Below are 13893 nucleotides of genomic sequence, written 5' to 3' on the forward strand. Positions count from 1 at the left end.
GGGCGTGTTTTGACACGCCCTCCTTAATCCATTATATTATATAATCTATTCTTACTCCTTCCTCACGCTATAAATCACCACATCCTTCTCCGGACGATCGGCACTTCCCGTTTTCACGGCTGCAATTTTATCTACCACGTCCAATCCCTCGATCACCTCCCCGAAAACCGTGTATTGCCCGTCCAAATGCGGCGTACCGCCAACCGTCGTGTAAGCCTTTTTCTGTTCTTCGGACAATACCAATTCCTCGTCGGCGAACAGACTGTCACACTCTTGCGTCAATTTCTCCGACAAGGTAGCAAGACCGGCAGTGTCGTTCGCTTCCTGCAAACGCTCCAATTCGCTTACATATTTCATCTTTAATTGGTTATACAATGCCAGTTTACGTCTTCCGTTAATACTTTGCACCATGGTTTCCAACTCTTCCGGTTCATAAACCCGCCCTTGAACGATATAGAATTGTGCCCCGCTGGAACCGCGTTCCGGGTTTACTTGGTCGCCTTCACGAGCCGCGGCAAGCGCTCCCTTCTTGTGAAAATATTCCGGCACACGGAATTCCGCATCCACCCGATAGCCGACATCCCCCTCGCCCAACATCACGTCCGGCGCTGCATTCTTGGACGTGGGGTCACCACCTTGAATCATAAAGTGGTTTATCACCCTGTGAAACAACAAACTGTCATAGAAATTCTCTTTCACCAACTTCAAAAAATTATCCCGGTGTTTGGGAGTATTCTCGTACAAACGAATCCGGATATCACCATAATTCGTGGAAATTTTCACGACAGGTTCAGCCTCCTCCTTACAGGAAGAAACCATCACCAAAAGCAACAAAACGCCAATAATCTTATTCATAATCGGTAGTTAAATTAGAAATTCTTACTTTCCACGCAAAAATAGAGGAAAATACTTTATTAACAATAAATTTGTTCGTATCTTGGCATGATAAATTATAAATTTCACGAAGTATGAAAGCGTATTTATTTCTCACGATTGCTGTTCTAGCCGCTTTTTTCTCCTCATGCACGGAGAAAACCACTAAAAAAGAAACCGTTCAGACTGTTCAGAAAGAAACGGTTATCATCCGGGACACTGTTTACATAAACAAGGAAGAGCCAAAAACGACCTCCGTAAAAGAAGCTCCCGCTTATTTCCTTATTGCCGGATGTTTTGAATACAAAAGCAACGCGGACCGCCTACGCGAGAAACTTCAAAAAGAAGGATACCCAAACGCATTAGTCATGCCCTATTTTGAAAACCTGTATCTGGTCGCTTACGAGGGATACGCCACTCACAAAGAGGCCGTTGCCGCTGCCCGGCAACTCCACAAGATTCCCGGCAATGAAGAAGCATGGATACATCCTGTCAAATAATTGAACGACTATGAAATTCGTGTTATTCCTGTCATTTATTGCGTTGCTCACCCTCGTCGGTTGTCAACGCGATAAAATGAATCCTAAAAACCTGACAACCGTTAATGTCAAGCGAGAACTGAGCGTGACTCCCGCCAAGGCAACAGCCACCGCCAAGAGTACCGAAAAAACTCCCGTGCCGCCGGCGGAAGCACAACCTTCCGCAACGCCTCAAACGACAACAACGAAAAAACCTGCAACACCGACAAAAAGCTACCACATCATCGTGGCAAGCCATCCCCGCGAGAGCCTCGCACGGGAAGATGTCGCCCGGTTAAAAGCACAGGGATACACCGATGCGCAAATCATCACGAAAGACCAACGCTACCGGGTAAGTATAGCGAACAATCCCGACAAACAGGAAGCCACAAGGCAAAGGGACGAACTGGCTCGCCGCTTGAAACAGGATGATATCTGGATTACCCTTTATTAAACAGTACGCTCACCACGATTACGCCATAAAAGAACCCGGCATAAATCTGGGCGGGAGTGTGTCGTTTCAAGTACAGCCTTGAAAAAGCCAGAACCCCGGCAATCAGAATCAGAAAAGGCAACAGGTTTACCACCTCCCCGAAATACTTCGTCCCCAACGTAAAGACAAAAGCACACAAAGCCCCTATCGCGGTCATATGCATACTCATCTTCCAGCGCATCGTCACGATCATAAACCCGGAAAGCAGAATCACCATAATCAAGTACAACTCCCGCACGATATTGGAAAACGGCAGATTCCGGGACAGATAAAACACCAAAAAAGCCCCCACGACAGTAGCCAACACGGGAAACACCCTGTCTTGCTTATGTATTAACCGATAATTACCTATTAACCCAAGCCATTTCAACAACGGAAGGCTCAACAACGGCAGCATCGTCACTCCCAGTAAAGTCAACATATAAGACATACGTTGCGTGTAAACCGGAATCCCCGAGAAAATCGTGTCCGAATTAAACGTGATAAATAACATATACATCGGCAACAACAACGGGTGAAAAAGTACCGACACACACCATGCAAAAATTCTCATATAAAAAAAACATTCATTTTAAACTTCTCGACGAAGTCGGGCAACCGGAATATCCAGCAATTGGCGGTACTTGGCGATCGTCCTTCGGGCGATCTGGTATCCCTTGTCTTTCATCATATCCACCAATTCGTCATCCGTGTACGGCTTACGCTTATCCTCACTTTCTACAATATCCTTAAGCACATTTTTAATTTCCCCTGTACTCACTTCCTCTCCGCTACTCGTCGGCATACTCCCTGAAAAGAACTGTTTCAAAGAATATATACCAAACCATGTCTGTATATATTTTGAATTGGAAACACGCGATATCGTCGAAACATCCAATCCCGTGATATCAGCAATATCCCGCAAGATCATCGGTTTCAACTTACTCTCGTCCCCCGTCATGAAAAATTGTTTCTGAAACTGCACGATAGCCGTCATCGTCAGCATCAACGTGTTATTCCGCTGCTGCACGGCATCGATAAACGAACGGGCTGAACTCAACTTGTATTTCACGAAAGAAACCACATCTTTTTTCTCCCGTGAATTGGAATGCTTCTGGTAATCCTCCAGCATATTGACGTAAGACTTATTCAACCGCAACTCGGGAATATCTCCCGTGTTCAAACTAAGTTGTAACTCCCCGTCCACGATATCCAGATTAAAATCCGGTATAATCTTTTCCGCACCCGGCACGGACGAATCGGAAATCTGTCCACCCGGTTTCGGGTTCAATTTCAATATCTCGTCCACCGCCTCTTTCAGCTCGGCATCCGAAATCTTCATCCGCTTGGAAATCTTCTCGTAATGCTTCTTGGAAAATTCCTCGAAATAATCCTCCAGAATAATACGGGCATCCACCAACGCGGGGGAAGCCCCTTCCGACAAACGGCGTTTCACCTGCAACAACAGACACTCGCGCAAATCCCTCGCCCCTACACCCGGCGGGTCAAATTGCTGCACGACCTTCAACAGGGATTCGATCTTCGCATCGTCCACCTCGATACCCGCGCCGAAAGCCAAATCATCCACGATATTCTCCACGTCCCGGCGCAAATAACCGTCGTCGTCAATATTACCGATAATATACTCGCAAATTTTTCGATCCAGCTCACGCAAATGCTGCGTGCCCAACTGTTGCACCAGATTCTCGCGGAACGAAATCCCACCCGAAAGCACGAACTCGCGGGCATCATCATCCTTGGATGCATTCGAGGAACTCAGCCTGTAATCCGGAATATCATCATCGTCACTAATATAATCATCCAAAGAAAATTCATCATCCGCGGAATTATATTCCTCTTCTTCATGCGCATTCTCTTCGTAATCCACCTCATCATCCCCCTCTTTGAAATCCACCTCCGGTTCCGGCTTCTCTTCTCCCTCTTCCAAAAGAGGATTCGACTCCAACTCCTCCTTTATCCGTTGTTCCAATTGATACGTGGGAAGCTCAAGCAGCTTTATCAGCTGGATTTGCAACGGATTGATTTTCAACCCCAACTTCTGTTGTAAACTCTGCTTGAGCATCCCTTTATCCTAAAAATTAAAATTCAGCATTCTTCGGCGCACGCGGGAACGGGATCACGTCACGGATATTTCCCATTCCGGTCACGAACAGCAACAATCGCTCGAATCCAAGCCCGAAACCACTATGCTCCGCCGAACCGAAACGTCTTGTATCCAAATACCACCACATGCTGGACACCGGAATCCCGACTTCCTGCATACGGGTAACCAATTTATCGTAATTCTCCTCGCGTTGCGACCCACCGATAATCTCCCCAATCTGCGGGAAAAGCACGTCCATCGCCGCCACGGTCTTGCCGTCCGGGTTTTGCTTCATGTAGAAAGCCTTGATCTCCTTCGGGTATCCCGTCAAAATCACTGGCTTCTTGAAGTGCTTCTCCACCAGATAGCGCTCGTGCTCACTTTGCAAATCCACACCCCAGCCTGTCACCGGATACTGGAACTTACCGTTTTTGTTCGGCTTGCTATTCATCAATATATCGATAGCCTCCGTGTAAGTCACCCGCTCGAAATCATGAGTCAGCACAAATTGCAACTTCTCGATCAACTCCATGGAACGGTCTTCCGCCTTCTTGTCCTTCTCTTCCTCCTGTAAACGCTTGCTCAAGAATTGCAAGTCATCCATGCAGTTATCCAAAGCGTAACGGATCAAGTACTTCAAGAAATCCTCCGCCAAATCCATGTTATCGTTGATATCATAGAAAGCCACTTCCGGCTCGATCATCCAGAACTCCGACAAATGCCGCGTCGTGTTGGAATTTTCAGCCCGGAAAGTAGGTCCGAACGTGTAAATACGTCCCAAGGACATAGCTCCCAACTCTCCTTCCAACTGTCCGCTCACCGTCAAGTTCGTTGACTTCCCGAAGAAATCCTGTCTAAAATCAACACTTCCGTCTTCCAACAATGGCGGATTCTTCGGGTCAAGCGTTGTCACCCGGAACATCTCTCCCGCCCCCTCGCAATCGGAAGCCGTGATCAACGGCGTATGCAAATAATAAAAACCATGATCGTTAAAATACTTGTGGATAGCGTAAGCCATCGCGTGGCGGATACGGAACACCGCACCGAAAATATTCGTGCGGAAACGCAAATGCGCCACTTCCCGCAAGAACTCCAAGCTATGCTTTTTCGGTTGAATCGGGTACTTATCCGGATCGGCCTCTCCCATCACGATCACCTCCGAAGCCTGAATCTCACGAGCCTGTCCGCTCCCGGTACTCTCCACGAGCACCCCCTTCACGTGAACAGCCGCACCCGTCGTCACCTTCTTCATCACCTCCTCCGGGGTCTTCTCCATATCAACCACCACCTGTATATTATTTATCGTAGAGCCGTCATTCAACGCGATAAAATTCACTTGTTTATTACCGCGCTTGGTTCTTACCCATCCTTTAACCTCAACCTCAATACCGCAATCCGTTGATTGCAACAGTTCTTTGACTGACATTCTACTTGTTTTCATCTAAAAAACATTTAAATATTAAACTTACACCGCAAATATACACAAAATCTCCAAGTACTACTTCACCGGAGTAGTTTTTCATTATTTTTCAATAAAAACAAACTTTACTGCATCCGCCACAATCACCTGATCAACTTCTTCCCCCTTGTCCCAAAGAATCACCTCCACCGTACCCGGCTTTAACGTGAATGTTCCCAAGGAGAACCAATTATCCGCTCCCATGAGTTGCCCCCAAAAATCTTGCGTATCCGTATCCGCTTGATACTCATCTTCTCCATTCCGTACCGTGTAATACTGCCTATTGGGTAAATCTCTTCTTGCGTTTTGCGACCGTTCAATTTCTTTGTGATTACCCCGAACCGGCAAATGTTTCACGTACACGCAAATCTCGTATTTGCCTTCTTTACTAATTTCCGCTTTCCACGAGACTGCCGCATTCCCCTCTCCCGCAAGCTTGTACATCGCCGAAGCGACAGGAGTCCCGAACAAATTATCCCCCCTATTATCTTGACATTGAACCGCCTTTTTCCAAATCTGCTCATCCGGATAAATAAATACATCCTCGCTCACTTTATCCTTCTTACCAAAAAGATCCTGCAAACGCCAAGAACGTTTCTCTTCCACATGAAAAACAGGACTCTCGTTATCTACCACTATTTCATACGGATTCCCTTCCCCCGTGAAATATGCCCGTTCCACGTAACAAACCGTATCTCCTGAACCGATAGCCTCCTCATCCCCGCTCCGAAACACCCTAGGTTCATTACAACAAAGTCCTAAATCCAAATACGGGGCAAATCCTTCATATTCCCTCTTGATAATCTTCCCCTCCCTCGCTCTCAATTGCACCAATTCATAATGACAATCTCCCGAATATTTCCCATACCCGTCCCCTTGATCCTTTAACATGACACAACCATCCACATCACTATCATTATATATCTCAAGATTAATCCGATAACGAAACTTCCTCTGTTTCAGGTCGCAAAATAACTTGTCCAAAGAAACATCCATCGGATCTACACTTTTTACTCGCTTATTATCTATTTTGGTTGCACAAAAACTCTTAAGCAAATATGTCGGCAACTCCTTTTGCCTATGCCATCCCGGTAAAATAGAATCCCAATCCACCCCGTAACGAGAAACAAAATCACGTTTCAAACGTCCGACATCAATCGTTTGAAACATCGATTGGCGAAAAGTCGAATCAATATACCGGAACAATTGAGGAGGTTGAACACCCCTTGCCGCAAAAAGTTGAAACAATTCATCCACTTTCAAAGCTAGAATCTTCTCTCTAACATTTGCCGACAACAAGACATCATTCAGTGCATCCTCTAAACTATAATTTTTCAGGTAAGATATAGCCTCCCTATCAGAATACCTTGCATCCCCTCCCACTCGCCACAAATGTTCCATTTCAATTTTCACGACATAATATAACACAGAACTTATCACCCCTTTATCTTGACCATCAATAGAGTACAAACGCTCCCGCAACATCGGGAACAACGAATATGGATTCAATGAATACTCTCTCTCCACAAATTCCCATCTTTTCCAATCCGGTTGCCACAATTTAAATTCAGCATCACTTAAAACTCCTCTTGAAGTTTCATACTTTTCAAAAAAAAATTGTTTAAAAAAATTCATCACGATAGAATTCTCTTGTTTTTCCGGGGACAACCGACTAAATTGCAAATCGTCAATCGTTCCCCTGCCCCACCCATCCCGTTGCAAAGCATCCATAAACTCCCGTTCTCGCTCAATCTCATATTGCTTCTGCCAACGAACATTTTTCCAATAACCGACTCCCCGCTCCGGCACAAACAACACCTCCGGCTGCACATACTCGTAACCGCCCCGTTGTTCCCGGTAATACGATGCGAAAGACAAAGGTGTCTCCACTACCATTAAACGATGATACGGGTACGTGCACGCCAAACGCTCATTCAGCAAATACCTCAGTTCTCGAATCGGTTCCTTCATATTAACATGCGACAAACCTTTCAAGGCATCTATATTTTTCCGAAACACGTGTATCCCATATTGCACACTATCAACCACCACGCTAAATTGCACGTAATCCCCCATACAAAGAGAAAGTCCCTGCAACGGGTATTCTGGCACGAATTTAATACGCTCACCTGCATCCACCCGTTTCCCTTGCGAAATCACCTTTTTCTTCCCGACCCCCGACACCGTCAAGGTATAATCCGCAAACGGAAAAACAACATCATTGGGAGCTTTCGGGTTCACCATTGGGTTCACGACTGGGTACCACAAACACGCTGGCAACAACAAAGCGTAATTCCTATCTAAAAAAACATGATGTTTCCCGAAACGGCACGTCAGGAATTGCTTTTCCCGTTGATGCTCATCCGGCACATCCAAATAACACACCCGCTCATCAATTCCCCCGGCGTAAACAACCGTAATCTCCAAACGCTCATTCACCCCGACCTCCTGTTCCAACCACACCACCTGATTATCCCTTATAACATGAATTTCTTTTTCCCCGCTCTTCACGGACAAAACCTTCAACGACGGGTTCAAATAAAATAATACCTCATCCAACCTCCCACCTGTTTCATTCCTTAACACCAATCGACTCTCGCAATTCATCTCATCCCCCTCGAACCGTAAATCGACATCACACTTCTCCAGCGTCAAACACTCCTTCCCCGCATAACGGGCATACGTGTCCTTGTAAACTTCCCGAAGGTTGGAATCCCGCACGTGATTCATGTAAAAAGAAAAAATACACGCACCTCCCGCCACGACAAACATCACAGGCAACGCCAACCTCCTCCTCGGGCAATTCGGCAAACGGTCAAAAAAACGAACAGCCACCCCGAAACACCCCATCCCAACAAGAAACCACCCCACTCGCTGCACCAGATAAGGCAACAAATTCGGATGTCCCGTTATATTGGAAAAAGCATTTGAAAGATATATCCCCAACGGATCGCATCCTCCACTGGCAACACCATCCGTACAACACAAGTTCAATACCAAAATTCCCAACAAAAACACCAATGCGAGAAACTGCTCACGCACCACCACCAAAAACAAAAATGTCAATCCCGTGTAAAAAACGAGAGCCGGCAATGTCAACGTGAACACATAAAACAAATAGGGCAACAAAAAAAACGGCGCCAAACTAAAAAAAACGTGCACAAACATACCAACCCCAACAACAACAAAAGCTTCCAGCAAAGCAACTCCAATAAAAGCGAAAAAATACCCGCACAACAACTCTCCATTACTCTCCGCCCGAGAATAAATCGCCGCTGTCGAATCCAACTTGCGTTCTGCGCCCAAAAAACCTCCGACAAGAAAAAACAACAAAAAAACAGAAATAATCACGTAAAGATACTGATTCTCGTAAGGAATGAATGAAGCCATCGTGCTTAATCCTGTCAAAGAATGTTCAAAATAATCACCCTGAAAAAACAATTGCAATCCAAAAACAACAAAACAGGTAAAAAACAACGAGAAGCGAAACAAGCCTCCGCGAACAATCACCCGGAATTGCTTCCGGGTAATGTGAGAAATCATAAATTTATCCATACATTAAATCCATTTTAAATCTCAAGTTCTCCAATATCTGCTATTTTCGCATCCATACTAACATTTACCTGAGCCTCTTCTATAAGTCGTTTCCCGAAACCACGTACTAGCCCCTTTATAGTCAACCTCGCATATTCTGGATCTGCATGTCCTAAAAATATAGTAAACCTGTAAGATGGATGCCTATATTCCCAACTATCCCTCTCATACCTCAAACTATATCCCCTCTGCTCGAAAGCATCTCGATAAACTTCTAATCGTTGGCGCAACACATTTTGTAAATGCTGTACCGCAGAATTGTCATATACCTTTCCAAAATAGATAACTTCATAAATAGTTTCCGTCGCTCGAACACTCACTCTTTCTTCCCTAGATGCACTTCCCAAAGAAAACATCACTCCTAAAAAGGACACCAATACAAAACAAATCATTTTTTTCATAAATCCGTAATTTAAAATTAGTAACTATCGTAAACTAATTTAAATACGGATGAACCTGAAAAGCGGGTGAGTCAATTCTTGAAAAAATTAAACAAAAAACAAATCACTCATAATCGCGTCGGAAATCATCCACCCTTTTTCACTGATTTTCAACCTACAGCCACTCTTCACCAAATCACCGCTAGCCAAATAACAACTTACCCGCTCTTGCACTCGACTCCAGCATGAACCATACAACCGCTCCATTTCCCGCAAATCTATCCCCCACATCGTCCGTAAATTCGTCATCACGTACTCGTTATACAAATCCACATCCGTTAATTCCTCTTTTTCAAAAGATAACAATCCATTATTTAAACTCTCTATATAGGTTTTCAAATTCGCCGTGTTCCATTGTCTGGAATGCAAATCATACGAGTGAGCCGAAGGACCGAAACCGATATAAGGCTTTTGCTGCCAATAGGACGTGTTATGAATCGAATATCTCCCCTCCCGTGCGAAATTAGATATTTCATAATGCTCGAAACCAATACTTTTCAAACGCTTGCACACCCTGTCATAACGACAAGCCATCACCTCCTCATCCTCCGGCTTAAACTTCCCCTGCCTCACCATCACCTCGAAAACCGTATTTGAATCAACACTTAACATGTAAACGGACAAATGCTTTACAGGCAAACTATTTACAATATCAACATCATGCATCAACTCCTCGTCCATCTGTCCGGGCAACCCGATAATTAAATCCACACTGATATTATCAAACCCCAAAGATGCCGCCAATCGCACCCCCTCGATTGCCTGCCGCCCCGTGTGCGTCCGGTTTATTCGCTTCAAATGAACGTCAGAAAACGACTGTACACCAATGCTTAAACGATTAAAATCCATCTCCCGGATACCCGCCAACCGCTCCCTTGTCAAATCCTCCGGGTTCAACTCGATAGTCCGTTCCGCTCCCGGCAAAATATCATAATGCATTTCCAGCGCATCCACTATCCGTTGCAACTCCCCCCGCTCCAGATAAGACGGAGTTCCCCCGCCGAAATAAACCGTACTCACATCCTTACCCGGCAAATACCCCCGCCGCGACGCTATCTCCCGCTCAATCGCGTCCAGATAAGCCTCTTTCAATTTCAGAGAAGCAACCGAATAAAAACCGCAATAAAAACACTTACTCCGGCAAAAAGGCACGTGTACATATATTCCCATGACATGAGTTTTACTGTTAATCTGCAAAATAACAACATTTATTCACACGCTCAACCATGATCCTGTTAATTTGTTTACTACATTTGTAATGTTTCGGAAATACAAATGGTTGCATGCATGGCTAGATGGTTCATTATCTTGTTCACCCTAATCTCTTTTTCCCTTGACGCGCAAACGCTTGTCATGGGAAAAGTCATCGCAAACTCGGGAGAACCCGTGAGTGGGGTAAATATCTATTGCATGGAGAATAAAAACGGCACCACCACCGACTCGCTAGGCTTTTTCCAACTGGAATGCACGATCCCCTGTACCTTGGAATTTTCGCATGTCAACTACAAGAGCGAAACTTACAAACTAACGAAAAGCGATGCCCCCTTCGTCGTCACGTTACGAAACAAGCAAAACAACCTGAAAGAAGTAGTGGTAAGAGCCGTACCGGCAAGCGGGCGTATCCTCTCGTCCATAAAAAATATTGAACGGATACCCGCAATACTGGGAGAACAAGACGTTTTGAAATACCTTGCCACGATGCCGGGCATCGTGACCACCAACGCACTGAACTCCGGCATTTACGTCCGCGGGGGAAACAGTAACGAGAACGGCTTTTTAATCAACAACATGGTGATAGCCTACCCGGATCACCTTACCGGGGTACTTTCCACTTTCGACCCTTACATTCTGGGAAATTCCACCCTTTTCAAAAGCGGCTTCCCCGCCCGCTACAACAGCTTTCTCTCCTCTTATATAAACATGCGTCCCGATCCGGGCAACAAATACAAACACGAGGGGGAAGTCACCATAGGACTCGTGTCATCCGCTCTTAAAGCCAAAGGACCGATCGTAAAGAATCACACCTCGTTTGCCGTTTCCGCCCGTACCTCTTATTTGCAACATATCTCCAAACTCTACAACCGGTCAATGGACAACGAACAAAATCCTAACTATATGCCGGAGTACTCTTTCAGTGATATTACCGCGAGTATAGATTCACGTCTTTCGGACAAGTGGAAAGCCTCCGCATTCGGGCTCTTCTCCATCGACCACATGAAAATGAAGATCAGCGAACACGTGCAATACATATTCGACTGGCACACGTTTTCCGGCAACATCAACGCGTCCTATACCCCCAACTCCAAGGAACAATGGGATTTCCAGTTCGGCGGCAAAAACACGTACAGCGAGGGCGACGCCTTCGGCAGCATCCCCATGGGCGGCGGCAACCGCCATTACGCTTTACTGGGACAAATTTCCTACAACCGTAAACTCTCCGACAAAATAAATATAAACACAGGGAGCAAATTTGAATATTCGCGTTTCGAAACGGCGAACAAATCAAATGAACGTGAAAACCTTCTGATAAAAAGTTCCGACAGGGACTTCAATCTATACGAGATTTACATGGATATAAACTACCGGTTAAATCACAACTTCACGTTAAATATCGGGGGCAATTACCAGTATTACCACGGGGATACCCGAGCTCACACGTTCTCCCCCCGGGCAAAGATCTGCTATACAAATAACAAAACCACCCTGTGGGCTGACTACGCGAAAACGGTGCAGTATCTGAGCCTGTACCCTTATTTCACGGTAAAAACCCCTATCGACATCTGGTACCCGCTGGCAAAAAACACGAAACCCGCGATCTGCCACCAGTACTCGATCGGCGTAAACCAAGAGATCGGACAAACTCTTTCTTTTTATGCCGGACTGTTTTATAAAGACATGCGTAACGTGAAAGACTTCGCCTCGGATATTCAGACGGAATACTCCGCCTTGACCGACAACCTGATTCAAGGCAAGGGACATGCCAAAGGCATGGAGTTTGACCTCACGTTAAACCACCATGCCCTGTATGCACGTGCCAACTACACGCTCTCGGAATCCAAACGCAAGTTTGCCGAAATCAACAACGGGCGATCCTTTTTTCCCCCGTATGACGTGAAACACAACGTCGTACTGAACCTGTCTTATGAAATTTCACCCCGTTTCCTGCTGAACACGCTATGGACATTCTCGTCGGGCGTGTACACGACATTCCCGAAAGGGATGGTCGTGGCACAAAACATCACGGAAATCCAGACAGGGGAAAATCCGGTTCTGATTCCCGTGTACACGGACCGTTATAATTACAAATTACCGGACAACCACAGGCTGGACGCCAGTCTGGATTACAAATTCAGCGGCAAGAAAACCTTTTACAAATTAAGCATCGGGGCATACAACGTGTACAACCAATCCAACCCCTCGTTTGTTTATTTTCAAGCGGAAACCACCCGTAACTTAACAAAAATTATCCCGAAATCCAAGGTAATGTTACCATTTATTCCTTACCTTTCACTGCGCATTAATTGGTAAAAACGAATGAGGAAAATCATCTCCATATTCATATTGACAGGTCTGTTCTCCTGTATGCCCGAAGAGGAACTCCCGATCAAAGACATGGGAGCCATCTCCGGATACTTTATCGAATGTTATTGCATCCCCGGAGAACCTTATATTCTAAACGCGGCAAAGATTTTACCTCTTACCGAAATGATTGACCCGGGAGCCGTCGTCGACTTGGATGTATCTATCAAAGCCGACAGCGTCATTCAACTGGTACCCGTGCCGGGAGCCCCTTCCTTTCTAGGCAATTACCAACACATGACCCGCATGGAGAATTACGGGATAGACTCTCTCTTCCTGAGCATCCTTACACCCGAGAACGAACACATTACAGCTAAAACAGCCGTTCCCGAGGCTATTGAAATTTCTTCTTACACGGTTTCCCAAACAACCAATTCCGTGTCAATTACATTCCCGACATCCCGGAACCCGAGGCAAAACTACTATATTTTCAGTATACAAGCCCGAAAGAGCGATCAGGATGATCCGATATTGAAAAAAGAAACCATCTACATGGATCTGTCCGACCATACCCCGGGAACATCCATCGAAAAAACGATAAAATGCCCGCAGATAGAGCAAGCCGACGCTGTTTTTATCACGTTGATGCGTATCACCGAGGCATGCTATAATTACCAGATTTCCCTTTACGAGGCGAACAGCGCCAACCAAGGAAGTATCACCACTCCCGTTCCCCTCGTCGGTAACATACAAGGAGCTTTGGGCATCTTCACGTGCTACACGAAAGACAACAAATACATTCCAAAAGAGAAATTCAATTAACGACTGAAGACTTCAGTACTAATAAGACTGATAAACAGTAAAAAATCCTACCCGAATACTGTATCATTCCCGTATGAATTCCGGTTCACTCC

The 13893-nt window shown here is 45.5% G+C and carries 11 protein-coding genes; 4 read left to right on the forward strand and 7 right to left on the reverse strand.

What is annotated here, in order from left to right:
• Positions 1 to 51: 51 nt before the first annotated feature.
• Entirely contained in the window at positions 52 to 855 is an 804-nt protein-coding gene (locus H8S64_RS02860) for a peptidylprolyl isomerase (protein ID WP_099291310.1), read from the reverse strand.
• A gap of 113 nt (positions 856 to 968) precedes the next feature.
• Between H8S64_RS02860 and H8S64_RS02865 the strand changes: the two genes are divergently transcribed.
• Together H8S64_RS02865 and H8S64_RS02870 are read left to right on the forward strand one after the other, a co-directional pair.
• Positions 969 to 1373 (forward strand): SPOR domain-containing protein, encoded by a 405-nt coding sequence (locus H8S64_RS02865; protein WP_099291311.1) that lies wholly within the window; start codon positions 969 to 971, stop codon positions 1371 to 1373.
• A gap of 10 nt (positions 1374 to 1383) precedes the next feature.
• Positions 1384 to 1845: an SPOR domain-containing protein gene (locus H8S64_RS02870; RefSeq protein WP_186974863.1), complete on the forward strand. Its 462-nt coding sequence runs from the start codon at positions 1384 to 1386 to the stop codon at positions 1843 to 1845.
• On the opposite strand, the gene H8S64_RS02875 is transcribed toward H8S64_RS02870, so the two are convergent.
• From H8S64_RS02875 to hemW, 6 genes are all read right to left on the reverse strand, one after another.
• Positions 1832 to 2437, reverse strand: coding sequence for a phosphatase PAP2 family protein (locus H8S64_RS02875; protein WP_222621127.1), 606 nt, complete (start codon positions 2435 to 2437; stop codon positions 1832 to 1834). The two genes, H8S64_RS02870 and H8S64_RS02875, sit on opposite strands and share 14 nt — an antisense overlap.
• 18 nt (positions 2438 to 2455) lie before the next feature.
• Positions 2456 to 3946 (reverse strand): RNA polymerase factor sigma-54, encoded by a 1491-nt coding sequence (gene rpoN / locus H8S64_RS02880; protein WP_099291313.1) that lies wholly within the window; start codon positions 3944 to 3946, stop codon positions 2456 to 2458.
• A 16-nt stretch (positions 3947 to 3962) separates the two neighbouring features.
• Complete coding sequence (gene asnS / locus H8S64_RS02885) at positions 3963 to 5408, reverse strand: asparagine--tRNA ligase (RefSeq protein WP_222621128.1); 1446 nt, start codon at positions 5406 to 5408, stop codon at positions 3963 to 3965.
• Positions 5409 to 5489: 81 nt separating this feature from the next.
• Positions 5490 to 8981 (reverse strand): golvesin C-terminal-like domain-containing protein, encoded by a 3492-nt coding sequence (locus tag H8S64_RS02890; RefSeq protein WP_186974864.1) that lies wholly within the window; start codon positions 8979 to 8981, stop codon positions 5490 to 5492.
• Between the two features lie 14 nt (positions 8982 to 8995).
• The gene (locus H8S64_RS02895) at positions 8996 to 9421 is read right to left on the reverse strand and encodes a hypothetical protein (protein WP_186974865.1); all 426 of its coding nucleotides are present in this window, start codon (positions 9419 to 9421) and stop codon (positions 8996 to 8998) included.
• Between the two features lie 87 nt (positions 9422 to 9508).
• Entirely contained in the window at positions 9509 to 10630 is a 1122-nt protein-coding gene (gene hemW, locus H8S64_RS02900; RefSeq protein ID WP_186974866.1) for a radical SAM family heme chaperone HemW, read from the reverse strand.
• Positions 10631 to 10747: 117 nt separating this feature from the next.
• Between hemW and H8S64_RS02905 the strand changes: the two genes are divergently transcribed.
• Both H8S64_RS02905 and H8S64_RS02910 read left to right on the forward strand, forming a co-directional pair.
• Entirely contained in the window at positions 10748 to 12988 is a 2241-nt protein-coding gene (locus H8S64_RS02905) for a TonB-dependent receptor (protein ID WP_255469399.1), read from the forward strand.
• A 6-nt stretch (positions 12989 to 12994) separates the two neighbouring features.
• On the forward strand, positions 12995 to 13801 hold the full coding sequence (locus H8S64_RS02910; protein WP_186974868.1) for a DUF4249 family protein: 807 nt from the start codon (positions 12995 to 12997) through the stop codon (positions 13799 to 13801).
• The last annotated feature ends 92 nt before the right edge of the window (positions 13802 to 13893 follow it).

The sequence above is a fragment of the Butyricimonas hominis genome, assembly GCF_014287455.1.
GTDB classification, from domain to species: domain Bacteria; phylum Bacteroidota; class Bacteroidia; order Bacteroidales; family Marinifilaceae; genus Butyricimonas; species Butyricimonas muris.

Excerpts from the sequence above, each read along its gene's own strand:
- H8S64_RS02860 (WP_099291310.1), bottom strand. The coding sequence starts at position 855 with ATGAATAAGATTATTGGCGTTTTGTTGCTTTTGGTGATGGTTTCTTCC.
- H8S64_RS02865 (WP_099291311.1), top strand. The coding sequence starts at position 969 with ATGAAAGCGTATTTATTTCTCACGATTGCTGTTCTAGCCGCTTTTTTC.
- H8S64_RS02870 (WP_186974863.1), top strand. The coding sequence starts at position 1,384 with ATGAAATTCGTGTTATTCCTGTCATTTATTGCGTTGCTCACCCTCGTC.
- H8S64_RS02875 (WP_222621127.1), bottom strand. The coding sequence starts at position 2,437 with ATGAGAATTTTTGCATGGTGTGTGTCGGTACTTTTTCACCCGTTGTTG.
- rpoN (WP_099291313.1), bottom strand. The coding sequence starts at position 3,946 with ATGCTCAAGCAGAGTTTACAACAGAAGTTGGGGTTGAAAATCAATCCG.
- asnS (WP_222621128.1), bottom strand. The coding sequence starts at position 5,408 with ATGAAAACAAGTAGAATGTCAGTCAAAGAACTGTTGCAATCAACGGAT.
- H8S64_RS02890 (WP_186974864.1), bottom strand. The coding sequence starts at position 8,981 with ATGGATAAATTTATGATTTCTCACATTACCCGGAAGCAATTCCGGGTG.
- H8S64_RS02895 (WP_186974865.1), bottom strand. The coding sequence starts at position 9,421 with ATGAAAAAAATGATTTGTTTTGTATTGGTGTCCTTTTTAGGAGTGATG.
- hemW (WP_186974866.1), bottom strand. The coding sequence starts at position 10,630 with ATGGGAATATATGTACACGTGCCTTTTTGCCGGAGTAAGTGTTTTTAT.
- H8S64_RS02905 (WP_255469399.1), top strand. The coding sequence starts at position 10,748 with ATGGCTAGATGGTTCATTATCTTGTTCACCCTAATCTCTTTTTCCCTT.
- H8S64_RS02910 (WP_186974868.1), top strand. The coding sequence starts at position 12,995 with ATGAGGAAAATCATCTCCATATTCATATTGACAGGTCTGTTCTCCTGT.